At 64.1% G+C, this 25243-nt stretch carries 17 protein-coding genes; 12 read left to right on the top strand and 5 right to left on the bottom strand.

Going from position 1 to position 25243, the window contains the following annotated elements:
* Positions 1 to 213: 213 nt before the first annotated feature.
* A complete protein-coding gene (locus tag Q0L25_RS03605) occupies positions 214 to 603 on the bottom strand; it encodes a glycine zipper 2TM domain-containing protein (RefSeq protein WP_296611652.1) in 390 nt (129 codons plus the stop codon).
* A 179-nt stretch (positions 604 to 782) separates the two neighbouring features.
* Between Q0L25_RS03605 and Q0L25_RS03600 the strand changes: the two genes are divergently transcribed.
* Positions 783 to 1763 (top strand): esterase-like activity of phytase family protein, encoded by a 981-nt coding sequence (locus tag Q0L25_RS03600; protein WP_296611651.1) that lies wholly within the window; start codon positions 783 to 785, stop codon positions 1761 to 1763.
* 217 nt (positions 1764 to 1980) lie between these two features.
* Here the strand turns inward: Q0L25_RS03600 and rpmB are convergent, their stop codons facing one another.
* A complete protein-coding gene (gene rpmB, locus Q0L25_RS03595; RefSeq protein ID WP_296611649.1) occupies positions 1981 to 2277 on the bottom strand; it encodes a 50S ribosomal protein L28 in 297 nt (98 codons plus the stop codon).
* A 166-nt stretch (positions 2278 to 2443) separates the two neighbouring features.
* Between rpmB and Q0L25_RS03590 the strand changes: the two genes are divergently transcribed.
* From Q0L25_RS03590 to Q0L25_RS03575, 4 genes are all read left to right on the top strand, one after another.
* Complete coding sequence (locus Q0L25_RS03590; RefSeq protein WP_296611648.1) at positions 2444 to 2731, top strand: hypothetical protein; 288 nt, start codon at positions 2444 to 2446, stop codon at positions 2729 to 2731.
* A gap of 23 nt (positions 2732 to 2754) precedes the next feature.
* Entirely contained in the window at positions 2755 to 3195 is a 441-nt protein-coding gene (locus Q0L25_RS03585; protein ID WP_296611647.1) for a nucleoside deaminase, read from the top strand.
* A gap of 102 nt (positions 3196 to 3297) precedes the next feature.
* Entirely contained in the window at positions 3298 to 4614 is a 1317-nt protein-coding gene (locus tag Q0L25_RS03580) for a hemolysin family protein (protein WP_296612215.1), read from the top strand.
* Entirely contained in the window at positions 4611 to 5141 is a 531-nt protein-coding gene (locus Q0L25_RS03575) for an STM3941 family protein (RefSeq protein ID WP_367184073.1), read from the top strand. Before Q0L25_RS03580 ends, Q0L25_RS03575 begins: the two co-directional genes overlap by 4 nt.
* Here the strand turns inward: Q0L25_RS03575 and Q0L25_RS03570 are convergent.
* Positions 5138 to 6010 (bottom strand): hypothetical protein, encoded by an 873-nt coding sequence (locus tag Q0L25_RS03570; RefSeq protein ID WP_296611646.1) that lies wholly within the window; start codon positions 6008 to 6010, stop codon positions 5138 to 5140. The genes Q0L25_RS03575 and Q0L25_RS03570 overlap by 4 nt on opposite strands.
* A gap of 122 nt (positions 6011 to 6132) precedes the next feature.
* The gene (gene purD / locus Q0L25_RS03565; RefSeq protein ID WP_296611644.1) at positions 6133 to 7395 is read right to left on the bottom strand and encodes a phosphoribosylamine--glycine ligase; all 1263 of its coding nucleotides are present in this window, start codon (positions 7393 to 7395) and stop codon (positions 6133 to 6135) included.
* On the opposite strand from purD, the gene xseA reads away from it, so the two are divergent.
* From xseA to Q0L25_RS03535, 6 genes are all read left to right on the top strand, one after another.
* On the top strand, positions 7394 to 8767 hold the full coding sequence (xseA, locus tag Q0L25_RS03560) for an exodeoxyribonuclease VII large subunit (RefSeq protein ID WP_367184072.1): 1374 nt from the start codon (positions 7394 to 7396) through the stop codon (positions 8765 to 8767). The two genes, purD and xseA, sit on opposite strands and share 2 nt — an antisense overlap.
* Positions 8768 to 8810: 43 nt before the next feature.
* Positions 8811 to 9011, top strand: coding sequence for a DUF2093 domain-containing protein (locus Q0L25_RS03555; RefSeq protein ID WP_066819610.1), 201 nt, complete (start codon positions 8811 to 8813; stop codon positions 9009 to 9011).
* Positions 9008 to 9943 (top strand): M23 family metallopeptidase, encoded by a 936-nt coding sequence (locus Q0L25_RS03550; RefSeq protein ID WP_296611640.1) that lies wholly within the window; start codon positions 9008 to 9010, stop codon positions 9941 to 9943. The genes Q0L25_RS03555 and Q0L25_RS03550 overlap by 4 nt, the downstream gene beginning before the upstream one ends.
* Positions 9944 to 10162: 219 nt before the next feature.
* Positions 10163 to 13189 (top strand): TonB-dependent siderophore receptor, encoded by a 3027-nt coding sequence (locus Q0L25_RS03545; RefSeq protein WP_296611638.1) that lies wholly within the window; start codon positions 10163 to 10165, stop codon positions 13187 to 13189.
* Between the two features lie 287 nt (positions 13190 to 13476).
* Positions 13477 to 16539: a TonB-dependent siderophore receptor gene (locus tag Q0L25_RS03540; protein WP_296611637.1), complete on the top strand. Its 3063-nt coding sequence runs from the start codon at positions 13477 to 13479 to the stop codon at positions 16537 to 16539.
* Positions 16540 to 16833: 294 nt separating this feature from the next.
* Complete coding sequence (locus tag Q0L25_RS03535; protein WP_296611635.1) at positions 16834 to 19881, top strand: TonB-dependent siderophore receptor; 3048 nt, start codon at positions 16834 to 16836, stop codon at positions 19879 to 19881.
* A 78-nt stretch (positions 19882 to 19959) separates the two neighbouring features.
* Here Q0L25_RS03535 and clpB read toward each other — a convergent pair whose 3' ends face one another.
* Positions 19960 to 22539, bottom strand: coding sequence for an ATP-dependent chaperone ClpB (gene clpB, locus Q0L25_RS03530; RefSeq protein ID WP_296611633.1), 2580 nt, complete (start codon positions 22537 to 22539; stop codon positions 19960 to 19962).
* Positions 22540 to 22755: 216 nt separating this feature from the next.
* Here clpB and Q0L25_RS03525 point away from each other — a divergent pair, with 216 nt between their 5' ends.
* Entirely contained in the window at positions 22756 to 25080 is a 2325-nt protein-coding gene (locus Q0L25_RS03525; RefSeq protein WP_296611631.1) for a TonB-dependent receptor, read from the top strand.
* Positions 25081 to 25243: the final 163 nt, after the last annotated feature.

Genomic DNA, 25243 nt, shown 5'->3' with positions numbered 1-25243 from the left:
TTGACAAGCCCCCATCGCCGCCGGGCAACTTCCCTCCTTCGGCATGCACATTGTCCGGCCCACAAATCCGTCGGCCGAACGGGTTTGCACCGTCCGACGGCCCGGCAACACAAGAGGCCGGCCCCTTTTGGGGACCGGCCTCCGCCCTCATACGCTACGCGAGGGGACTGTCTCTCCCGGATACGCTACGCGGGAGAACTCGACTGTTCGGGATTAGCGGCGGCAGTAACCGGGGCGATCCGAGCGATCGATCGCGCGGCCGGCCAGGGCGCCTACGCCGGCGCCAAGGATGGTGCCGATCGTGCGGTCGCCACGTCCCGCAACCGTGTTGCCGAGCAGGCCGCCGGCGATCGCGCCGACGATCGTGCCGCCATCACCATCGTTGCACTTCTGACGCGCACGATAGCTGCGGTTATAGCCACGGTAGCTGCGATCGTACCCACGATAGCTGCGGTCGTAGCCGTCATAATAGCCGCCGCGGTTGTATCCATCGTTGTACGACCGATCATAGCCGTAACGCTGCGCCTGCGCCGGGGCGAGGGGAACCACGGCACCGGCAGTCATCGCGAGCGCGGCGCCAACGAGCGAAAGTGTCTTCAGCATTGGTTGTCTCCGTCTCAAAAATTCATCCTTCGATCGGTCTCGGGCCCCGGCGATTTCCGTCTGCCCATTCCGTGTCGATGAAAGGGTTTTGCCCGATTCGCATTGAGCCAAGGCTGAATGCGTCCGTTATCCGCGGTTCAGGCTGGCGGGTGGCGGCGGGGCGGCTATGAGAGACTGCGATGCGCCGCCGCACCCGCTATTCCCTGATGCTCGTGTTGGCGCTGCTCTGTCAGTGGAGCGGTACGCCCGAGCGGCCCATGCTGGGACGCGTGCCGGACCTGACCGCGACACCGGTTATGCTCGATCCCGCCGACTCCAATCACGTGAAGGTCGGGGCGCTCACCTTCATGGGGGGCGTCGACCTGACCAGCCGCGATCTCGCGTTCGGCGGCTATTCGTCGATGACGATCGACCATGGGCTGTTCACCCTGCTCAGTGACGGTGGGACGATCGTCCGGTTCCGGCTCGACGACCGATTTCGGCTGAGCGAGCCTGCGTTCGGCGACTTGCCTGTGGGGCCGGGAACCGGCTGGCGAAAGGAAGAGCGCGATAGCGAATCGATGACCCGTGACCCGTCTAGCGGTCAGGTCTGGGTCGGCTATGAGGGATATAATCAGATCTGGCGCTATTCGCCCGGCCTGACCTTGCCCGCGCAAATGGTCGCGCCACGCCCGATGGCCGATTGGTCCGTAAACGGAGGCGCCGAATCGATGGTGCGGCTGCATGACGGGCGCTTCCTGGTGATCGCCGAGACCAACCGCCGCCTCCCGAGCGAGGCGCGCAGCGCGCTGATCTTCGACCACGATCCGACCGAGAAACCGCTCAAGGGGTTCGAATTCGGTTATCTCCCGCCGGACGGCTACGACCCGTCCGACGCGACCGAACTGCCTGACGGGCGCGTGCTGGTGCTCAACCGTCGGCTCGACCTTCCCTTTCGGTGGAGCGCCGTGCTCACGTTGATCGATCCACGCCAGATCCGCCCCGGCGTCACGATTCGCGGGCGCGAGATCGCCCGGCTGACGCCGCCGCTGACGGTCGACAATTTCGAGGGTCTCGCGATAACCCGCGAGCATGGCGCGACGATGGTCTGGATGGTCAGCGACGACAATCTGCTGATCCTGCAGCGGACCCTGCTGATGAAGTTCCGGCTGGATCTGTGATTGTTCAGCTTCGCTGAAGCGGCACCAGCCCGCTCCCCCACCCGGCCTCCCAACGGCAGTATTCTATGGGAGGCCGGGTGGGGGAGCGGGCTGGTACCGCGACCGGTTCAGCAACGCTGAACCAAAAAAACGCCAGAAACGACTCCGGCCCGCTCTCCGCGTGGAGAGCGAGCCGGTGGCGATTCGCTGAGAGTCCTGGCGAACCGGACCGGCGCGATTACGCGGCCTGGGTTTCGCCCAGCTTCTTCTTGACGTCGCGCTTCAGGCGGCGTGCACGCAGCGACAGATCGTCATCGCTGGTCTTGATCAGCCAGTTGTCGAGACCGCCGACATGCTCGACCGAGCGCAGGCCGTGCGTCGACACGCGCAGCTTGACGCTGGTGCCCAGCGCGTCCGACAGCAAGGTCACGTTCTGCAAATTGGGCAGGAACGTCCGCTTGGTCTTGTTGTTGGCGTGGGAAACGTTGTGACCCACCTGCCGGCCCTTGCCGGTCAGCTCGCAAATGCGCGACATCGCTATCAATCCTGAGTTTCGGGCCAAGACGAACCTGACCCCGGAAAGGTGGCGCCGATAGCGTCTGTCGGGCGGCGGGTCAACAGATTCGCTCTTTTCCGTGCAACCTGCTCTTGTGGCGGAACGTTGATTACGCGAACGATTCGATTTCTAGGAGACGATAACAATGCGCTTCCTGCTCGCTCTGGTCGGCATTGCCGCCCTCATCCTGATCGCGTTATTGGCCTTTGGAATGATCTCGATCAACGGTCGACCGGGTTCGCTGCCGACCGTCAAGCTGGAAGGCGGGCAAGCGCCCGAAGTCAACGCCAATATGGCGACCGTCAATTTCGGCACTGAAAACAAGACGGTAGAGGTGCCGACCGTAACCACCACGAGCAAGACCATCAAGGTGCCGACCATCCACGTCGACAAACCCGGGACACCCCCGGCCAATTCGGCTGCGCCGCAATAACCGGCTTCCAGCTACCTCAGCCGATGCGCACCGCGCTGGACGCGGCCGCCGCCGCCGCGACGATGGGGGAAGTCCCTGTCGGCGCGGTGGTGGTATTGGGCGACCGCGTCATTGCCACTGCCGCCAACGCGCCGCGCGCCCGTCACGACCCCACCGCGCATGCCGAGATGCTGGCGATTCGCGCCGCCGCCGAAGCGATTGGCGGCGACCGGCTGAGCGATTGCGACCTGTGGGTGACGCTGGAGCCATGCGCGATGTGCGCCGGAGCGATCGCGCACGCCCGGATCGCGCGGCTTTATTACGGCGCGCCTGACCCCAAGGGCGGCGCAGTCGAGCATGGCCCGCGCTTGTTTGGGCAACCGACGGTGCACCATCGGCCCGAAATCTATCCGGGGATTGGAGAAGAAGAGGCCGCTAGGCTGTTGCGCGATTTCTTTGCGATCCGGCGAGGCGAGGGGAAGTAATCGCCTTCCTCCGGTCGCCGGAGGGAATGAGCTTCCCGATGACGACACACTATGTTGCGCGACGTTCCCGCCCGCGTGTAGGCATAAGCGCACATCATGACCTTGCCCCCGCCGCCCGCGCCCTATCCCTGGATCGATGTCGTCATCATCCTCATCCTCATCGCGGTGAACGGGGTGTTCGCGATGAGCGAGCTGGCGATCGCATCGTCGCGCAAGGCGCGGCTTGAGGCGATGGCGCGGACCGGCAGCCGGGGCGCGCGCGCCGCGATCGACCTGGCGGCCGATCCCGGAAAGTTCCTGTCGACCGTCCAGGTCGGCATCACCCTGATCGCGGTGATCTCCGGCGCCTATTCGGGAGAAGCATTGGGTGAGCCCACCGCGATCCGGTTGCAGGATTGGTTCGGCTGGAGTTCGGACTTCGCCGGCAAGGCCGGGTTCGCGCTGGTGATCGGGATTACCACTTTCCTCTCCCTGATCATCGGCGAATTGGTGCCCAAGCAGATCGCGTTGCGCTCTCCCGAGCCGATCGCCGCGGTCATGGCGGTGCCGATGACCTGGCTGGCGCGGATCGCCGCGCCGATCGTCTGGCTGCTCGATTCGACAAGTGCCTTGCTGTTCCGCCTGATCGGCTTGAGCCGCGAGAGCGAGGATCAGGTGACCGCCGAGGAACTCCATCTGATCGTTGCCGAAGCATCCAAATCGGGGGTGATCGAGGAGCACGAGCGCTCGATCATCTCGGGCGTGGTGCGGCTCGCCGATCGCCCGGTGCGCGAGGTAATGACGCCACGGACCGAGGTCGACTGGCTCGATATCGGTCTCGACGAAGCGGGTATCCGCGAAAAGCTGGCAACCTCGCAGCATACCCGGTTGCCGGTCGCCGAAGGATCGGTCGACGCGGTGATCGGCGTGGTCCAGGCGCGCGATATCGTCGCGGCGGCGATCCGTGGCGATGCGCTCGACCTCCGGGCGCTGATGCGTACGGCGCCGATCGTGATCGATCAGCTCGACGCGATGGATGCGCTCGTCCGCCTGCGCCGGGCCGAAGTGCCAATGGCGTTGATCCACGACGAATATGGACATTTCGAGGGGATCGTGACGCCGGCCGATCTGCTCGCCGCGATCGCAGGGGCGTTCGCGTCGGACACCGACCCGCACGAAAGCCCCGATTTCGTCCAGCGCGACGACGGCAGCTATCTGGTCGCCGGATCGGCTTCGGCCGATCTGGTCGCCGAAAAGCTAGACCTCAACCTGCCCGACGATCGCGATTACGCGACCGCGGCGGGTCTGGTCCTGGCGGCGCTCAAGCGGCTGCCCGAGGAAGGCGAAAGCGTGGTGCAACAGGGCTGGCGCTTCGAGGTGGTCGATCTCGATGGCCGCCGGATCGACAAATTGCTGGTTTCGAGAGCGCGCGGCGAGTGACCGCGTTCGAGGCGCGCAACAGCCCGTGGCGCCTCGTGTTGCTGTTTATGATCAGCCTCGCGTTCGTTTTTTGCGGTTGCATTCTCACAGGCCTGATCGGGAGGGATTGGGGCGATAGCCTCGGCCAGCCGCGTCTTGATCCCGATGAAGCTCGACCGGTCGGTTGGGTAGTACTCATCTTCTTTGGGGCCTGCTCGTTGGCAGTGATACGCCGGTTGACACAATCGGGTGTCGAGCTTCGGATCGGCGTCGATGGAATCTATTGGCGGCGCTGGTCCGACCAGACGATCCCATGGACTGCGATCGAGCGGGTCACGACCGGCTCGGTACATGGCCAGCGTTTCGCCTGCCTGTTCCTGCGCAACCCCGCCGCCTTTCCGTCGACTGGGCTGGTGGGCAAGCTCGCCGCGATCAACAAGTCGATTGGATTCGGCGATATAGCGCTGTCGACGACCGGTACCGACCGGTCGTTCCAGGCGATGATGGCAGCGATCGCTGCCTTCGCGCCGGCTGGCCTTCTCGCCTAACCCAACTTCCCAAATTCCGCTTCGTACGCGGCGGTTTCGCCTGCGGCGAGCAGCTTCGCTTGCTCGATCCAGCGATCGCGGGCCATTCGGCCGGTGAACGCGCTCAGCTGCAAGTCGAGCGCGGACGCCTCGTCGGGCGATAGCGCGGCGAGTTGGTCGACGCGGGTGATACCGCGTTCCGCCAGTATTGCCGCGACCTTGGGGCCGAGACCCTTGACCGTGGTCAGCGCCAGCGCCCCGCCGGCGTTGGAGTCCGTTGCGGGCACTGCCGGCGTTGGCACTGGAGCGGCGGGCTCGGGCGGTGCCGGTACGGGCTCAGGTGCAGGCGCGGGTTCCGGTGGAGCGGTCGGCGGCGTGGTGGGCTCCGTCGATGTCTCGGCGGTTGGCTGGGGCTCCCCAACCGGCTCCGGCTCGTTCTCGACCGCCTCTGGCGTTCCCGCGGCAGCCGGCTCGGGCTGCTTCATTTGGTCTGGCTTTTCCGCAACGGCTTCGGGCTCCAGCGCCGGCGCCGGGATCGGCTCGGGAGCAAGCTCGCGTGCAGCCAGGGGCTGCGGCTCCGTATCGCGGCCCTCTTCCGGTGGGACTTGTGGTGCAGGTTCCGGCTCCGGCCGTGGTTCTTCGGGCGGCAGGGCTGTATCGGCCGCCATCGGCGCGGGCGGTGGCGCAGGAGGCAGGCTGACGCCGGCTTCCTCGGCCCGCTCCTCCGCCGCCTCTTCGACGCGATGGCGCTCGGCCGCCTTCTTCTGTCCCCAGATCATGCCGGCGATCACCAGCGCCGCGAACACCGCAATCAGGATGAGCACGACGATGGTCCAATCATGGAAGAGATAGGCGGCTGCGCCGACCGGTGGCGGGTTGGTGGAGTCCATGAAGCGATTTTCCCGAACGACGAAAGCCGGCTATTCTAGAGGGGGTTCCAACGTTTCGCCAGTGATCGGGATGAGGTGAGGAACTGCTCCGCTACGCATCGCCGCTCCGCGGGCATCGCCAGTCAGCCCTCTCGCGCGACCTCGCGCCAGCCGATGTCGCGGCGGCAGAAACCGGTGGGGAAATCGATGGCGTCGACCGCGTGATAGGCGGCGGCCTGCGCCGCGCGCACGTGCGCGCCGCGCGCGGTCACGGCCAGAACGCGCCCGCCCGCCGCCACCAACCGTCCGTCGACGAGCTTGGTGCCGGCCTGGAAGACCTTGGCGCCGGTCTGTTCGGCAGCATCGATCCCGCCGATCGCGCCACCGGTCTTGGGCGTGCCGGGATAGCCGGCTGCCGCCATCACCACGGTCAGTGCGACGTCGTCGCTAAAGGCGGGAGCCGGCGCCTCGGCCAGCTGCCCTTGAGCAATCGCCAGCAGCAGCGGCAGCAGGTCGCTGTCGAGCCGCATCATCAGCACCTGGCATTCGGGGTCGCCGAAGCGCGCATTATATTCGATCAGCTTGGGACCATCGGCGGTCAGCATCAGCCCGGCATAGAGGACACCCGAATAAGGCATGCTTTCGGCTGCGAGTGCGGCGATGGTCGGCGCGACGATCTCGCGGAGCGCTTGCATTTCGAGATCGGGGGTCAGCACGCGCGCGGGGCTATAGGCGCCCATCCCGCCGGTATTGGGTCCGGTATCGCCGTCGCCGACGCGCTTGTGATCCTGCGCCGATCCGAAGGCGACCATGTCCTTGCCATCGGTCAGCACGAACAGGCTCACTTCCTCGCCCTCGAGGAATTCTTCGATCACCGCGCTGGCGCCCGGCTCGGCGAACAATGCTTCCACCGCGTCTTCGGCTTCGGCGGTGGTCATCGCCACGACGACGCCTTTGCCGGCGGCCAGCCCATCGGCCTTCACCACGACCGGCGCGCCGAATGCGGCAAGCGCGGCGCGAGCCTCTCCCAGCGAGTGAACGGCGCGATAGCCCGCGGTCGGGATATTGGCGCGGTCGCACAAAGCCTTGGTGAAGGCCTTTGATCCTTCGAGCTGGGCAGGCGCCTTGTCCGGGCCGAACACCGTGAATCCGGCCGCGCGAAGATCGTCGGCGATCCCGGCGACCAACGGTGCCTCGGGACCGACCACGACCAACCCCACCCGATGCGTGCGGCAGAAATCCACTATCGCGCCATGATCGGTCACGTCGATCGCGACGAGCTCGGCACTTTCCGCTATGCCCGGATTACCGGGCGCGGCGTAGAGTTTGGTGAGCAGCGGCGATTGCGCGAGCTTCCACGCAAGGCCATGTTCGCGCCCACCCGATCCGATCAGCAGGACGTTCATGCCCGACCCTTTTCCAGAAGATTCGCCGCGGCTGGTAGCCGAGGCCATGCCCGGCGACAATTCCGCCGCCGAAAGCGTGTCCGAATTGTCGGGGCGGCTGAAGCGGATGGTCGAAGGCGAATTCGGCCGCGTTCGCCTGCGCGGCGAGATTTCGGGATGGAAGCGCGCCGCCTCCGGCCATTGCTATCTCAGCCTGAAGGATGACCAGGCCGTGATCGATGGCGTGATGTGGAAAGGGCAGGCGGCGCTGATCCCGTTCAGCCCGCAGGACGGGATCGAGGTGATCGCGAGCGGCAAGCTGACCACCTATCCCGGCCGTTCCAAATACCAGATCGTGATCGATCGCATGGAATTGGCCGGCGAGGGCGCGCTGATGGCGCTGCTCGAAAAGCTCAAGGCGCAATTGGGCGCCGAGGGTCTGTTTGATCAGGGCCGCAAGAAGCCGCTGCCGTTCATGCCCAAGGTGATCGGCGTGGTGACTTCGCCGACCGGCGCCGTGATCCGCGACATCCTGCACCGGCTCGCCGATCGCTGTCCGACGCATGTCGTGGTGTGGCCGGTCAAGGTCCAGGGCGACGGCGCCGCGCGCGACGTCGCCGCTGCGATCCAGGGGTTCGACGCCATCACGCCGGGCGGACCGGTGCCCCGCCCCGACCTGGTCATTGTCGCGCGCGGCGGCGGCTCCGTCGAGGATCTGTGGGCGTTCAACGAAGAGGTGGTTGTCCGGGCGATCGCGGCTTGCTCGATTCCGCTGATCTCCGCGGTCGGCCACGAAACCGATACCAGCCTGTCCGATTACGCCGCCGATCTGCGCGCGCCGACGCCCACCGCGGCGGCCGAAATCGCGGTGCCGGTGCTCGCCGATTTGCGCCTGGGCCTCGATTCCTACGCGCATCGGGCTGAGCGCTGCGCGAGGCGCTACGTCGAGCGGGGGCGCGAACGAACCGATGCCCTGGCACGGCTGTTGCCCAGGCGCGATGCGTTGCTCGGACCGCAGCGTCAGCGCGCGGACGACAATGCGCAGCGGCTCGACCGTGCGCTCGAACGGCGCATAACCCTGGCCCGCGGCCAGCTCGACCGTAGTGCGGGAGCGTTGCGGCCGGCGATGCTGGCGCAACGTCTCTCCGCGGCGCGCGTTCGGCTTGAGGGTGCCTGGAAATTGGTGGAGGCGCTCAACCCCAGCCATGTGCTCGACCGCGGCTATGCCTGGGTCGAGGCGAAGGCGGGTGGCGTACTGACCAGCGCGGCGGCAGCGCGCAGGGCCGGAGCGTTGGTGCTCCATTTTGGCGATGGCGACGTCGCTGCGCGGGTTGAGGGCGCGGGCGGCAAGGCATATGTAAAGGACAAGCCGGACCAGCCGACTTTGCTGTAACCATTGAGCTTGACCTGTTTTTGTGATTGCGAGGATCGCTGCAATGCTGATGTCCAATACCGACCGGCCGGCGCGCCTCCATTATATGGCCAATGGGTTTCGGGTGCTGGTGCCCGGCGGCCATGTCACTTGCGCGATATCGGGCGTGCCGATCGCGCTCGACGATCTGCGCTATTGGAGCGTCGCGCGGCAGGAAGCCTATGCGAGCGCGGAACTCGCGCTAGAGGCCGAAGGCCGGAAGTGAGGCGCGCGCGGCGCTGGGTCCTGGGCCTCGTCGCGCTGACCGCGCTGGGCAGCTGTGTCGAGCCGGGCTTGCCGCCGGCCGCACCCCCCGCACCCGTCGTCGTCGCCACGCCGCCGCCGCCCGCGCCGCGCATGCCGGCGGTCCCGCTCGGCGATTTCAGCTTCCAGGGCAGCATGATCCAGGGCGGGCTGCTGATCGGCACCGCGCCCACGGGCGCCCGACACGTCAGCTTGAACGGCGACGAGGTGCCGGTGGCGCCCGATGGCCGCTTCGTCATCGCGTTCGACCGCGATGCCGGACCGGCGGCGACGGTGACCGCGACGCTCGACGAAGGGCGGACCGTCACGCGCACGCTGACGATCAATCCGCGCGCCTGGAACATCTCGCGGCTATCGACCTTGCCCAAATATCCGGTCCCGATGCCCGAATTCGAGAAACTGCGCCCGGCGGAGATCGAGCAGATCAACGCGGCGCGGCGGCAGGACACCGGGGCGATGGGGTGGCGCCAACCGTTCATGTGGCCGGCGACCGGGCGCATCTCGACGCTGTTCGGATCGCAGCGCATCTATCGCAACGGCGAGGCCGGGTCGTACCATTCGGGCACCGATGTCGCAGTGCCGGCGGGAACCCCGGTGCTGGCGCCGGCCGACGGCGTCGTCATCCTGGCGTCCGATCATCCGTTCCTGCTCGAAGGCAATCTGTTGATGATCGACCATGGCATGGGTCTCAATAGCGCGTTGATGCATTTGTCGCGGATCGTCGTGACGCAGGGGCAGGCGGTGAAGCGGGGCCAATTGGTCGCTTATTCGGGTGCGACCGGACGCGTGACCGGCGCGCATCTCCATTGGAGCCTGCGCTGGCGCAACGCGAAGATCGATCCGCTGCTGGTGGCGGGGGCGATGCCGGGGATCAAACAGGCGCAGCTGCCTTAGTGAAATAAGACACCAAGACTGACCCATTGTTGCAGCAGCGCTACGCGTTGATTCAAAAAACTATTCGGCCCCGTTTTCGAATCTTTACAATGCCCGTCTCGGCCTTATGCCGCGCTCATCGACCGGTGCTGGAGGGCTTGCGGTCACAATCTGTGGGGAGGGACCTGCGGGCGGCAGAGATCGCGCGCGGGCATTTCCCCTAAAATGGGGATTCATTCGATGGCATTTTTCCACAACACTCGCCGGGCGCGCCTGCTGGCAACTGCCGCGCCGCTCGGCCTCATGCTCGCCGCAACGCCGGCGATGGCGCAGGACAAGCCCGCTGACGCGGCGCCCGCGATTTCCGACCAGTCCGCGGATACCGCGCAGCCGGCGGAAGACATTGTCGTCACCGGCACGCTGTTCACCAACAAGCTGACCACTTCGGCGTCGCCGGTCACCGTGGTGACCTCGGAAAACCTGGCGCGCGCCGGCATCACCAACGTCAGCGACGCTATTCGCTCGGTTTCAGCCGACGGCGCCGGCTCGATCGGCAACGGCTTCAGCAGTGGCTTCTCAGCCGGCGGCTCCGCCGTATCGCTGCGCAACCTGGGTGTGTCGTCGACGATCACCTTGGTCGACGGGATGCGCTCGGCCAACTTCCCGCTGAACGACGACGGTCACAATAACTATGTCGACCTCAACAGCATCCCGATGGCGAACGTCGAGAGCATTCAGGTCCTGAAGGACGGCGCCTCGGCGACCTATGGCGCTGACGCGATCGGTGGCGTGGTCAACCTCGTCACCCGCAAGAGCTTCAAGGGCTTCGAGGCCACGGTCGACGGCGGTGTTTCGCAGCGCGGCGAGTTCGGCAAGTATCGCGGCCGCTTGCTCGCTGGCTTCGGCGACTACAGCAGCCAGGGCTTCAACGTCTATATCGGCGGCGACTACGAGCGTAGCGCGATGGTCACCAACGCCTCGCTCGGTTTCCCGTTCAATACGCTCGATCTGCGGTCGATCGGCGGCAACGACAATAATCGCGCCGACGACACGCTGACCACCGCGACGCCCAATGCGGTCGTCACGCGCACGACCCAGACCGACCTCAACAATCCGCTGGCGGGTTCCGTCGCCAACGCCACGACGCCGGCGATCTTCAATTCGCTGACCCCGTTGGCGAACTGCCCGTACGGGACCTATTCGGAAAACACCTCGCAGCGTATCGGCACTGCGTGCGCGCACGACCTCCAGAAGGAATATGCCATCTTCCTTCCGTTCCAGGAACGTTACGACGTCGTCGGCCGGGCGAGCTTCCGCCTGGGCAGCAACATCGAGGGATATCTGGCCGGCAGCTACGCGCATAACCGCGTGGAGATCAGCCGTGCACCGGTCGCCGTCCGCCAGACTCAGGCATTCGGCGGCAGCCCATCGACCTCGACGAGCGCTCCCGGCATCGTTCTTCCGGTCTATATCTGCTCCTCGGGCGTGAACTGCGCGACGGCGGCGGATCGCCAGCTCAACCCGAACAACCCCTATGCCGCCGCTTATGCCGCCAATCCCGCCGCCGGCGCTGCGCGGCTCTATTATCTGTTCGGCGACATCAAATCGGGCAGCAAGCGCATCAACGAGGTCTACCGTATCTCCGGTGGGCTGAAGGGCGATATCGGTTCCAACTGGAACTGGAACCTGAGCTCCGCTTACTCGCGCGACAATCTCGACCTGACGGTCTACGGGAACTTCAACCTCAACGGCTTGATCAAGGCGATCAACACCGGCGCGTACAACTTCGTCAACCCCAGCCTGAATAGCCAGGCCGTGCGCGACATGGTGGCGCCCGCGATCAACGCCAAGTCGGATTCGACCGAGTTCACGGTTGACGGGACGGTCGCCGGCACGCTGCTCGCGCTGCCGGGCGGCGACATGCAGCTTGCCGTCGGCGGCCAGTTTCGCCGCGAGGAGTTGAACAACCGCAGCATCAACCCGAATCTCGATCTGCCCGGCGTGTCGACCGCGCAGGCATTCGGCAAGCGCTCGGTCGTCGCCGGCTTCTTCGAGCTCGATGCGCCGATCCTCGACATGCTCGATATCAAAATTTCGGGCCGCTACGACCATTACTCGACGGGTATCGGTCGCTTCTCTCCCAAGGCGGGCTTCACCTTCGAGCCGATCAAGGGCTTCTCGCTCCGCGGCACCTATTCGGAGGGCTTCCGCGCGCCGACCTTCGCGGAATCGGATCCGCGCAGCTCGTTCTCCGGGTTCGTCGGTTACACGCCGAATGCAGCCTTCGTCGCTGCTCACCCGGGCAATGCAGGTTATACGGCGGCCTATAGTCTCGGCCGCGGTTTCGTCGGCAACCCCGACATCAAGCCGGAAATCTCGCGGAGCTTCACGCTTGGCGCGATCGTCGACCCGGTGCCGTGGCTGACCTTCACCGCCGACTATTACCATGTGAAGAAGTCGAACCTGATCGTCACGGGTCCGCTCGTGGCCGACGCGATCAACGCTTATTACTCGGTCGCCTCGCAGAGCTTTGCTTCGGCCGCCGCGGCCGCTGCGGCCGGCTGCGCCAAGGTCGCCGCCGTCGGCCAGGGTTATTCGTGCAACGTGATCGACGGTGCCGACCCGTCGAATCTCAACTCCCTGCCGCGTTTGCTCGTGCTCAACGCGCCGTACGTCAACTCGGCCTACCTGATTTCGTCCGGGCTCGAGTTCAGCCTCGATGCGCGGATTCCGATCAGCGAGGGTATCCGTTTCGAGAGCCGTCTCGACCTGCAGGAGACGCTGCAATACGATCTGCATCCCGTTAACGGTGCCGTGCAGAAATACGCCGGGACGGTGGGTCCGGAGGATCTCTCCTCGGGCGGCGGCACGCCGCGCTGGCGTGGTAACTGGCAGAACTCGCTGGTTGCCGGCCCGTTCACGTTGACCGCGACAACCTATTATGTCGGGCGCATCAAGGCGGTGGCCGCTGACCAGGCGTCCTCGGTCAACGGCGACATTTCGTGCAACGCTGCCATCTACAAGGTTGCCGGTCAGCCGGTGGACAAGTTCTGCTACGTCCACAGCTTCATCTATACCGACTTGAACCTCGCGACGAAGGTCAACGACCAGTTCACTTTCTCGCTCACCGTCGGCAACGTTTTCGGGGCTCGTGCACCACTCTTTGCCAACACAGCCTATACGACCCAGACGAACTATCTGGCATCATGGCATGCGGCCGGCCTGATCGGTCGCACCTTCCGTGCGGGCGCCACTTTCAAGTTCTGATGAGAATCACCCGGCGGCGGGCCCGTGCCTGCCGCCGGCGTGCAAACAATGATCGCTCACAAATTCCGGCCTTGACGCACGAAAATTTCTAGTCTCGTCAACTGTTGTGACTTTTTGGCTACAGACGTGGCAAAAACTCCGCGGCCTTCCTGAATGGCGCCTTTACACACCCCAAGCTGCGCTTCATCCCTCCGTCCATGCTTCTTGGGCGCATTGCGCCCAAAGGGGTGGGCAACCCCCGTGTGACCGTGAAATCACGGCTGCGGGTCAAGCGAGGGAAACATTACGTGATCAATCACTCTAAGTTCGCGCACGCTTTGCGCGACAGCACGGCGCTGCGCGGGCTCGCGCTGCTCGGTGCGGGCGTAGCCGCCTCGGCGTTTGCCGTGGCACCTGCCATGGCGCAGGAAACCCCGGCTCCGGCCGCGGCTTCGACCAGCGCCGCTCCGCAGGACGACAACAAGAACGGCGACATCATCATCACGGGCTCGATTTCCCGCAACCCGGCCGCCGCGACGGCGTCGCCGGTCGTCACCACGACGGCGGAAGATCTGCAGAACCGCGGCGTCAACACCGTTGCCGATGCACTGCAGCTCCTGACGGCCAACAACGCCGGCACCGCGCCGCCGAGCTGGTCGTCGTTCGGTTTCGCCACCGGTGCTTCGGCGCCGTCGCTGCGCGGCCTCAACGACGCCTATACGCTGACGCTGTTCAACGGCATGCGCACCGCGCCCTATCCGCTGGGCGATGACGGCTATCGCAACTTCGTCGACATCAACACCATTCCGATCTCGATCGTCGATCGCATCGACACGCTCCTCGACGGCGCGTCGGCGACCTATGGTTCGGACGCGATTGCGGGCGTGATCAACGTCATCGTCAAGCGCCAAGTGACCGGCCTGCACCTCAACGCCTCGGCAGGCATCTCGCAGAAGGGCGATGCCGGCGCGCGGAGCATCAGCGCGACGGGTGGCTATGGTGATCTCGATACCCAAGGCTTCAACGTCTACGTCAACGGCGAGTATCAGAAGAACGATCCGCTGCTCGTGAATGCGCGCGGTTATCCGTTCAACACCGCCGACCAGAGCCAGATTTGCGGCACGGCTGCACAAGGCTGCTTGTTCAACGGTATTCGCAACGGCATCCAGGCCGATGGCAGCTATGGTGGTTTTGCCTCGACCCGCGTGCCGTTTGTCCGGCCGTACAGCACTGCGCTGACGTCGCTCGGCGGCTATCAGCTGCTGAACCCCTCTCTGGGCTGCCAAGGCCTTCCGGTAGCGACTTTGACCGCGGCACAGCGCGGCGGCACGATCACGCCGGCGCAGGTTTGCCAGGAGGACCTGGTAAACGAATATCGTGCGTACAATTCGGACATCACTCGTAAGGGTCTGAACGGTCGCGTAACCGTCAGGCTGGGCTCGTTCGGCGAAGCCTATTTGATGGCCAATTATTACAACACCAGCACTAAGGGTAACAACGCCGGCCCACAGGGCTTCACGGGTTCGACGGCTGCCGGTGGTATAACCACGACGGTCAGCCAGATCTTCTTGCCGGTCTATGTTTGCTCGGCGGGAACCGCGACCGTTACCGGTGGGTCTATTCTTGCTTCGGGTTGTAACGCCGGCAACGGCACGCTGAACCCGAACAACCCGTTCGCGGCGGCTGGCAATCTGGCCCGTCTCGTCGCGCTCTCGCCGGTTTCGCGTACGACCAACACCGACACCCGTACCTATCGCTTGAGCGGCGGTATCGACGGTACGATCGGCGACGGTTGGAACGTCAGCTTGAACGGTACCGTATCATCGGTGGTGCTCAAGACCCAGAATCGCGGCTACGTCTATTTGCAGGGCCTGCTCGACGCGATCGCGAAGGGAACGTACAACTTCGTAGACCAGTCGCAGAACACCCAGGCGCAGATCGAGGGAGTGTTCAAGCCCAACTTCAATCGTTCGGTTTCGAAGCTGACGCAGATCCAGGCCGCGGTGAACAAGGATCTGTTCAACCTGCCGGGCGGCGCGCTCAACGTCGCGGTGACTGGTCAGTTCCGGTACGAAGCCATCCACAATCCGAGCGCCAATCCGCCGACGACAACCACGCCTAACTCACGCTACTTCGGGATCAACGCGGTGGGCGTGGATGGCAATCGGCACGTCTGGTCGGCAGGGTATGAAATCACCGCTCCGATCGTCGACATGCTGAAGGTCAAGGCGGAAGGTTCGTACGACTCTTATTCGACCGGTCAGAGCCGCTTCTCGCCGAAGTTCGAGGCCGAGTTTAAGCCGATCGAGCAGGTCAAGCTGCGGAGCACCTACTCGAAGGGCTTCCGTATCCCGAGCTTCAGCGAATCGTTCGCGCTGCCGACGACGGGTTACGTCAACAGCACGATCAATTGCGCCTCGCCGACGTTCACTGCGTTCTGCGCCGCGCACGCGAGCAACCCGAGCTATTATTCGGGCGGCTATTCGTACGGCCTCACCTCGGAAGGTAACCGCAATCTGTCGCCCGAAAAGGCAACGTCGTTTACCGGTGGTATCGTGCTACAGCCGACCAAGCGCATCACGCTGACCGCGGACTTCTGGTCGACCAAGATCACCAACGTGATCATCCCCGTGTCGGTGACCCAGGACATCCTGAACCAATACTACACCAATAACGGTGTCGTTAACGTTCCGGGTATCACGATCACCAAGGGTGTGGCCGACCAGCAGAACCCGGGGGCACTGCCGCTGCTCGGCTTCGTCGGTGGTTCGTACAAGAACGCCGATTCGTTCCTGGCCAAGGGTATCGACTTCTCGGCAAGCGGACGCTTCCCGATCACCAATAGCCTCGAGTGGAAGACCGCCGCCAACGCTTCGCTGCTGATCCGTCTTCAGCAGACCAACGAGGATGGTACGGTCAGCCGCTATGACGGGTCGCTCGGCGCCTGCAACATCACGTCGTGCTCGGGCGCTCCGCGCTGGCGCGCGACGTGGCAGAACACGCTGACGTTCAACGACGCGACGAGCATCAGCGTGACCGCTTACTATACCAGCGGATATTCGGAAGTGGCGACGGACTCGGGTGGCGTCTATGGCGATTGCCAGGCCAGTGCCGACAACGGTCAGATCCTGACCTACAACGACGGTTCGCCTGTGTTGTGCCATGCCGGTGCGACCTTCAACCTCGACGGTCACATCGAGACCAAGATCGACAAGAAGTTCACGCTGTACGCCGACATTCAAAACCTGCTGAATGACAAGCCGCCGTACGAACCGAACGCGGCCTATGGCCTCTATCAGTTCAACCCGGCTTGGGCTGATCGCCTGTTCATCGGGCGTTACTTCCGCGTCGGCGCGAAGGTCGACTTCTAGGTCGGTCTGCCGAACGGCTTAAATTAGGAGCCGCTCCCTCAGGGAGCGGCTCTTTTTTTGCCCCAAGCGCGGGCGAATACTTCGTTTGGACCGATCTATTCGGCGAGCGTTGCCAATTTGCTACAGCCATCGCCAAACTTACGCCACTGATAAGACGCGACTTTACAGCCGGCTAAGAGACCTTCATCCCGCGCCCTCTGCCTCGAACGTGCCTGGGAGGGTGGTTTCGTAGGGGCTTGGCGACGCTCGCACCGCAAGGGGGGAACGGACGGGCCAGGCAAAAGGGATTATTACGTGATCACCAATTCGACTGTTTCGCGCTCACTCCGCGGAAGCGCGGCCTTGCGCGCTCTGGTGCTGTGCGGCGCTGGCGCGTCCGCGTTGCTCGCCGCGCCGGCGTTGGCCCAGGAGACACCCGCCGCCGCGCCCGATGCTTCCGCGGCGCCTGCACCGCAGGATGACCAGGCATCGGCCGCCGGCGACATCGTCGTTACCGGCACCCTGCTGCGCAGCAAGATCACCGCGTCGCCGGTGACCACCTTGTCCAGCGAAAATCTGGACCAACGCGGCATCAGCACTGTGCAGGAGGGCGTTCAGCGCTTGGCGGCGAACAACGGACCTGCGCTGACCAACAGCTTCTCGGCGAACGGTGCCTTCGCGTCGGGTGCTTCGGCGATCTCGCTCCGCGGTCTGACGACCAACTCCACCCTGGTGCTGTTCGACGGAATGCGTGCGGCTTATTATCCGCTTGCCGACGACGGCACGCGCAATTTCGTCGATCTGAACACGATCCCCGACGATATCGTCGAGAATGTCGAAGTGCTGCGTGATGGCGCTTCGGCGACTTATGGCGCGGACGCCATCGCGGGCGTGGTGAACATCATCACCAAGAAGCAGGTCAAAGGCATTACCGGGCGCGCGGAAGCCGGTATTTCCGAGCGCGGCGATGGTTCGCAATATCGGCTCTCGCTGACCGCAGGCATGGGCGATCTCGATAAGGATGGCTACAACGCTTATATCAGCGGCTTCTATTACCGTCAGGCCCAGCTGAAGAACAGCGATCGCCCTTATCCTTACAACTCGGACAATTACTCGCGTATCTCCCACAATGGGGTAGCGGGCGCGAACAACGTCATCGATGGCCTGGACGCGGATGGCAATTACGTGGGTTTCAGCCCCGTCACGACCGGCGGCGGCAGCACATTGTTCGTTGGGGCCGCGGATCCGACCAATGGCTCGGTGGCGGGCCGTTATCAGCTGCTCAATGCTGCGGCCGGGTGCCAGCGCAGTTCGGCGTACAATCTGACGGCGGGCGAGCTTGCCGACAATCCCCATGCGCCGACCACCGTCTGTCAGGATGATCAGACGATGAATTACGGCGTCATCAATCCGGAAATCCAGCGCTTTGGAGTCTCGGGTCGCTTCACCGCACGCTTTGGTGACCGGGGAGAATTGTTCGCGTCGGCGAACTTCCTGCAGACGGATGTGCAGAGCGACGGACTCCCCGCCGCCATCTATGCCAATGCGCCGGCGCCGTTCTACTTCCCGCGTTACAGCACGCGCGGAAACATCGCCTATTACGGCAACAACACCATTTTGCAGCTTCCGGTCTATGTCTGCCCGCGCGGCACGACCGTGGCTTGCACGGCGGCAAATGGTACGCTGAACCCCAACAATCCGTTTGCGGCCTCGGGGCAGACGGCAGCGTTGATCGGTCGCCTCGCTCCGCTGATCACGCATGACGAGACGCGTACCCGTGCCTATCGCGGCGCGCTCGGGGTGAAGGGCTATCTGAACGACAACTGGCAGTACAACGTGACGGCGACCGCCATGCACGTCGACCTGCGTCGCAAGAGCTCCGGTTACGTCTACATCCAGCACCTGCTCGACGTCATCAACGATGGCAGCTTCAACTTTGTCGACCTGAGCAAGAACTCGCAGGCCCAGTGGGACTATCTGGCACCGACCGTTTCGAACGTCGCGACGTCGGACCTGGTCCAGGTTGATGCCAATGTCTCGGGTGAGCTGGCCCAGCTGCCCGGTGGTCCGCTCCAGTTGGCGGTCGGTGTGGGTTATCGCTACGAAGCAGTCGATGCGCCGAGCCTTAACTCGGACATCAACGGCGGGACCCAGCGGTATTTCACGCTCAACGGCTTCGCCGCCAAGGGCAGCCGCTCGGTCTGGTCGGCCTATGGCGAACTTAACGCGCCGATCATCGACGCGGTCACGCTGAGTGCCGGCGCGCGCTACGATCGTTATCCCAATGGGATCGACAACTTCTCTCCCAAGGTCGGTTTGGTTGTGAAGCCGATCCGCCAGATCACGCTGCGGGGAACCTACTCACGCGGATTCCGCATCCCCAGCTTCGGCGAGGCCAACGCGACCTTCCCGACGACGGGTTATGTGACGGTCAATTCGGCAACCTATCCGGATTCCTATCTGGCCCAGTACGGATGTTCGCAGGCGACTTTCTCCAGCTGCCCGACGTACATTCGGTCGACGTCCTATGGTGCGACATCGTTGTCGAATCCGAACCTGAAGCCGGAGAAATCGCGCAGCTTCACCGGCGGCGTGGTATTCGAACCCGTCCGCAACGTTTCGATCTCGGCGGAATATTACAACATTCGCAAGACGAACGTGATCACGACGGCGAACAACGCCCCGGCGATCTTGGCTTATTACAGCGGCCAGGCAATTCCGGCGGGCTACAACATCGTGCCGGACGTGGCGGATGTGAATCATCCCGGTGCACTGCCGCGTATCGCGTTCGTCCAGTCGGAGTTCATCAATGCCAATACGCTCCAGACCTCCGGTCTGGATCTGGGCATCAATGCCCACTTCAATATCTCCGACAACATCAGGTTCTCGACCAATGCGGAGGCGAGCTACATCTTCGAACTGAAGACGGAGTTCCCCGATGGAACGGTCGAGCGTTATGACGGCACGCTGGGCAACTTCAACCTGACCGCCGGGTCGGGTACGCCGAAGTGGAAGGGCACCTGGACCTCGACGCTGGATATCGGAAAGTTCCAGCTGAGCGGCACGGTCAATTACTTCGACGGCTACGATCTGTCGGCGATGGATCAGGGTACCGGCTACAAGGATTGCGGTCTGGACGACGGCTCCTTGCCGTGCCGCGTCGGTTCCTATGTGACGGTCGACCTGACAGGCCAGGTGAAGATCAACGACAAGTTCACCTTCTATGCGACAGTGCAGAACCTCGCCGATCGCCTGCCGCCGATCGATACGGTCACCTATGGTGCCCATGCGTACAACCCGATTCAGGGTGGCGAGGGTATCCTGGGCCGCTACATGAAGGCGGGCGTCAAGTTCGGCTTCTAAGCCGGGACTCGCGCAAAAGAATGGGGCCGCTCCAGCGATGGAGCGGCCCCCTTTTTTTGCGTCGATGACGGCCTCCGATCAGGCGACCGACAGCGTCAGCTTGCCATCGCCCTCATCGACCTTCACGGTCTGCCCGTCCTTGACTCCGCCCGACAGGATCAGGTCGGCGAGCGGATCCTGCAGATAGCGCTGCACCGCGCGTTTCAACGGGCGAGCGCCATAGACGGGGTCGTAGCCGACGCGGCCGAGCCAGTCGCGCGCCGCCTGTGTCAGCTCGATCACGATCTTGCGGTCGGCGAGCAGTTTCGCGACGCGCGCGACCTGGATGTCGACGATCGGCGCCATCTCGCTTTGCCCCAATCGATGGAACAGCACTATCTCGTCCAGCCGGTTGAGAAATTCCGGGCGGAAGTGGCTGCGGACGATTTCCATCACCTGCGGTTCGACCGACGCGACGCTCTCGCCGTCGCCCAGACTCGTCAGGAACTGGCTGCCGAGGTTGGAGGTCAGCACGATGATCGTGTTGGTGAAGTCGACCGTGCGGCCCTGGCCGTCGGTCAACCGGCCGTCGTCGAGCACCTGGAGCAGGATGTTGAAGACGTCGCCATGCGCCTTTTCGACCTCGTCGAACAACACGACCTGATAGGGTCGCCTGCGAACCGCTTCGGTTAGAACGCCGCCTTCCTCATAACCAACGTAGCCTGGAGGCGCGCCGATCAACCGGGCGACGGAATGCTTTTCCATGAACTCGGACATGTCGATGCGGACCATCGCCGCGCTGTCGTCGAACAGGAATTCGGCGAGCGCCTTGGTCAGTTCGGTCTTGCCGACGCCGGTCGGGCCGAGGAACAGGAAGCTGCCGAGCGGTCGATTGGGATCCTGCAATCCGGCACGTGCGCGCCGCACCGCGGTCGACACCGCGCGCACGGCATCGGCCTGGCCGATCACCCGCTTGCCGAGCTCGGCCTCCATGTGGAGCAGTTTCTCGCGTTCGCCTTCCATCATCCGGTCGACCGGGATGCCGGTCCAGCGGCTGACGACCGCAGCGATATCCTCGGCCGTGACTTCCTCGCGCAGCATCGCGCCCTCGGTCGATCCTTGCGCTTCGGCCAGTTGCTTTTCGAGCTGCGGGATCGTGCCGTAGGACAGCTCGCCCGCCTTGGCGAGGTCACCGGCGCGCTGAGCCTGCTCGAGCGCGACCCGCGCCTGATCGAGCTGTTCCTTGAGCTTGGCCTCGGCGCCGATCTTGTCCTTCTCGGCCTGCCAGCGCTGCGTCAGTTCGCTCGACTGCTGTTCGAGATTGGCCAATTCGCCTTCGAGGTTGGCGAGCCGTTCCTTCGACGCCGCGTCGGTCTCCTTCTTGAGCGCCTCCCGCTCGATCTTGAGCTGGATGATGCGGCGGTCGAGCGTCTCGATCTCCTCCGGCTTGGACTCGACTTCCATGCGGATCCGGCTCGCCGCCTCGTCCATCAGGTCGATCGCCTTGTCGGGCAGGAACCGGTCGGTGATGTAGCGGTTGGAGAGCGTCGCCGCCGAAACCAGCGCCGCGTCGGTGATCCGCACGCCGTGGTGGAGCTCATATTTCTCCTTCAGCCCGCGCAGGATCGAGATCGTGTCCTCGACCGTCGGTTCGCCGACGAACACCGGTTGGAAACGCCGCTGCAGCGCCGGGTCCTTCTCGACATATTTGCGATATTCGTCGAGCGTGGTGGCGCCGACGCAATGAAGCTCGCCGCGCGCCAGAGCCGGCTTCAACAGGTTGGACGCGTCCATCGCGCCGTCGGTCTTGCCCGCGCCGATCAGCGTGTGCATCTCGTCGATGAACAGGATGATGTCGCCCTCCGCGGCCTTCACCTCGTCGAGCACGCCTTTCAGTCGTTCCTCGAACTCGCCGCGATATTTGGCGCCGGCGATCAGCGACCCCATGTCGAGCGCCATCAGACGACGGTCCTTGAGCGTATCGGGCACGTCGCCATTGGCGATGCGCAACGCCAGGCCTTCGGCGATCGCGGTCTTGCCGACCCCGGGCTCGCCGATCAGCGCGGGGTTGTTCTTGGTGCGGCGCGCCAGGATCTGGATCGTGCGGCGGATTTCCTCGTCGCGCCCGATCACCGGGTCGAGCTTGCCGTCGCGCGCCGCCTCGGTCAGGTCGCGCGCGAACTTCTTCAGTGCGTCGTACCGGTCCTCTGCGCCCGCCGTATCGGCCGTGCGTCCGCCGCGCAGCTCGTTGATCGCCGCGTTTATGCCCTCAGGCGTGGCGCCGGAGGCCTTGATCGCCTTGCCGGCGGCGGTGTTGAGGCTGAGCGCGAGCGCGACGAGTAGCCGCTCGACGGTGACGTAGGAATCGCCCGCTTTCTGCGCGATCTGCTCGGCCTGATCGAGGACGCGCACGGCGTCGTTGTTGAGTCCCGGCTGGGTCTGCGCGCCGGAGCCCGAAACGGCAGCGATCTTGGACAGAGCAAGGTCAGTTTCGCTCGTCGCTTTTTTCGCGTCGCCGCCAGCCTTCTGGATCAACCCAGCGGCAAGACCCTGCTCGTCTTCCAGCAGCGCCTTCAACAGATGCTCTGGGGTGATCTGCTGATGGTTCATGCGGATCGCAACGGTCAGCGCGGATTGCAGGAAGCCCTTGGCGCGGTCGGTAAATTTTTCGAGGTTCATTGGTCGTCCCTGATCGAATCTTGGCTCGAATTTAGTGTTGCAACTTTGCAACACAAGGGCCTCGGCGCAATTCGTAACTCCCCTAGCGTCGTGATCGTCACGGGTCCGTCACGAACCTTTCTCCGGACTGCAATGCAAATGCCGCCATTGTGCAACGCAGCATGCCTAGGCGCGACCCGGAGGGAACGATTCACGTAGCCCCAAGGGGAATGTTTCATGATCCGCATCGTATCCGCCTGTCTGCTTGCCGGCACCGCCTTGTCCTGGCCGCTCGCCGCCCAAGCCGCGGACAAGCCCGTTGCCGACGACAAGCCCGCGACCGCGGCGCCGACAGTTGACGATAGTGCACCGGCCGCCGCCGACGCGACCGACATCATCGTCATCGGCCGCGGTGAATCGCGCCAGGTGCAGCGGATCGGCGCCGCCGACATCGATATCCTGGCTTCGGGCACCAGCCCGCTCAAGGCGATTTCCAAACTGCCCGGCGTCAATTTCCAGTCGGCCGACCCGTTCGGCGCCTATGAATGGTCGGAACGCGTCTCGATCCGCGGTTTCAACCAGAATCAGCTCGGCTTCACGCTCGACGGCATCCCGCTCGGCGACGGCAGCTATGGCAACGTCAACGGTCTGCATATCAGCCGGGCCATCAGCTCGGAGAATATCGGCGAGACGCGAGTGTCGCAGGGCGCGGGATCGATCGGGACGCAGGCGACCAACAATCTGGGCGGTACGGTCGAATTCTTCTCGTCCGACCCGAGCGAGACGTTCGGCGTCACCGCCAACGGCACCTATGGCAGCGACAATGCGGTGCGCGCCTTCTTCCGCCTCGACACCGGCACGCTGGGGGACAATGGCCCGTCGGCCTATGTTTCCTATGCCTTTGCCGACACCGACAAGTGGAAGGGCTGGGGCTCGCAGCGGCAGAGCCAGGTCAACGCCAAATTCATCGCACCGGTCACGCCGGGAATCCGGCTGGTCGGCGCGTTCGATTTCTCGGCGCGGCGCGAGAACGATTATCAGGACATGTCGCTCGACATGATCCGCCGCCTCGGCTGGCGCTGGGACAATATCAGCAACGATTTCCCGCTGGCGGTCGAGGTCGCCCAAGTCGGAGCCAATAACGGCTATACCGGTGCGCCGGTGACGAACCCCGCGGCGGGGACGGCCTGGCCGGCGCCGTTCGCCAATGCCGACGATGCCTATTTCGACGCGGCGGGCCTCCGCAACGACTATCTCGCGTCGCTGGGCGCGGAGAGCCGCGGGGATTCGAAGATCAAGTGGAGCCTTAAGGGCTATTACCATTCGAACCATGGCCAGGGCATCTGGTTCACTCCGTACGTGCCGTCGCCGTCGGGCGTGCCGATCTCGGTCCGCACCACCGAATATGATATCCGCCGCAAGGGCGTATTCGGCTCGGTCGGCGGCGATCTCGGCATGTTCGGCGAGTTGACCGTCGGCGGCTGGTACGAACGCAACGACTTCCGCCAGGCGCGGCGCTATTATGGGCTGGACAGCTTGACGGTCTCGACCCGTAATAGCCTCGATTTCCAGGATTACCCGTTCGCGACGCAATGGGATTTCCAATATCACACCGACACGGTGCAATATTATGTCGAGGACAAGCTGACGTTCGGCAATTTGACGGTCAATCTGGGCTGGAAAGGCTATGACGTCCGGGCAACTGCAACGCCGATCGTCGGCGGCAACCTTGCCCAGGGCAAGATCAAGACCACCGACTGGTTCCAACCGCATGCCGGTTTCGTCTACAAATTGGGCGGCCAGGCGGAAGTGTTCGGCGGCTTCACCGAAGTGACGCGCGCGTTCGTCGCCTCGGCGACGGGCGGTCCGTTCGCGACGACGCAGGTCGGGTTCAACAATCTCGGCAACCTCAAGCCCGAGACCTCGGACACGTACGAACTCGGCGCGCGCGTCCATTCGGGGCCGTTCACCGGATCGATCGCCGGCTATTATATCGACTTCCAGAACCGCCTGCTCGCCTTCGCCAACGGCGCGGGTATCATCGGCAATCCCGCGATCCTGCAGAATGTCGGTTCGGTCCGGTCCTACGGCGTGGAGGCGACCGGGCAGGTCAAGCTGCCCTACGGCTTCGGGCTGTTCGCATCCTATGCGTATAACGATTCGACCTATCGCGATAACGTCTTCAACGCGGCCGGGGCGGTGATCGCCAATACCGCCGGCAAGACCGTCGTGGACGCGCCCAAGCACATTGCCTCGGGCGAGATCACCTATGACGGCACGTTGTTCTTCGGGCGGATCGGCGCGAACTATATGTCGAAGCGCTACTTCACCTATGAGAACGACCAGTCGGTACCGGGCCGCGTGCTGTTCGACGCCACGGTCGGCGTCCATCTCGATATCGACGGCCGCAAGTTCGAACTTCAGGGCAACGCCACCAACCTGTTCGACAAGAAGTATATCGCGACGATCGGCTCGAACGGATTCGGCAATCGCGGCGACAACCAGACGCTGCTGGTAGGGGCGCCGCAGCAGTTCTTCGTCACGCTCAAGACCAAGTTCTGAGAACCGGGTTTCGGGTGAAAAGGGGAGGGGCGCGTCCTAGCGGCGCACCCTTTTTATCCCTCTCCCCTTGGGTGCATCAGGCAAACAGCGCCCCGCGCTGTTTAGGCCATGCCGGGGGCATGGCCGACCTGATGCAGGAGGGAGCCGACGTTAGTCGGCGGAA

It is taken from the genome of Sphingomonas sp. (genome assembly GCF_024508665.1).
Lineage (GTDB): Bacteria > Pseudomonadota > Alphaproteobacteria > Sphingomonadales > Sphingomonadaceae > Sphingomonas.
Note: the sequence above shows the minus strand (reverse complement) of the source record. Positions and strands in the feature narration are given on the sequence as shown.

Bases quoted from the DNA above. Each gene is read 5' to 3' on its own strand.
- Q0L25_RS03605 (WP_296611652.1), bottom strand. From the start codon at position 603: ATGCTGAAGACACTTTCGCTCGTTGGCGCCGCGCTCGCGATGACTGCC.
- Q0L25_RS03600 (WP_296611651.1), top strand. From the start codon at position 783: ATGCGCCGCCGCACCCGCTATTCCCTGATGCTCGTGTTGGCGCTGCTC.
- rpmB (WP_296611649.1), bottom strand. From the start codon at position 2,277: ATGTCGCGCATTTGCGAGCTGACCGGCAAGGGCCGGCAGGTGGGTCAC.
- Q0L25_RS03590 (WP_296611648.1), top strand. From the start codon at position 2,444: ATGCGCTTCCTGCTCGCTCTGGTCGGCATTGCCGCCCTCATCCTGATC.
- Q0L25_RS03585 (WP_296611647.1), top strand. From the start codon at position 2,755: ATGCGCACCGCGCTGGACGCGGCCGCCGCCGCCGCGACGATGGGGGAA.
- Q0L25_RS03570 (WP_296611646.1), bottom strand. From the start codon at position 6,010: ATGGACTCCACCAACCCGCCACCGGTCGGCGCAGCCGCCTATCTCTTC.
- xseA (WP_367184072.1), top strand. From the start codon at position 7,394: ATGCCCGACCCTTTTCCAGAAGATTCGCCGCGGCTGGTAGCCGAGGCC.
- purD (WP_296611644.1), bottom strand. From the start codon at position 7,395: ATGAACGTCCTGCTGATCGGATCGGGTGGGCGCGAACATGGCCTTGCG.
- Q0L25_RS03555 (WP_066819610.1), top strand. From the start codon at position 8,811: ATGCTGATGTCCAATACCGACCGGCCGGCGCGCCTCCATTATATGGCC.
- Q0L25_RS03545 (WP_296611638.1), top strand. From the start codon at position 10,163: ATGGCATTTTTCCACAACACTCGCCGGGCGCGCCTGCTGGCAACTGCC.
- clpB (WP_296611633.1), bottom strand. From the start codon at position 22,539: ATGAACCTCGAAAAATTTACCGACCGCGCCAAGGGCTTCCTGCAATCC.
- Q0L25_RS03525 (WP_296611631.1), top strand. From the start codon at position 22,756: ATGATCCGCATCGTATCCGCCTGTCTGCTTGCCGGCACCGCCTTGTCC.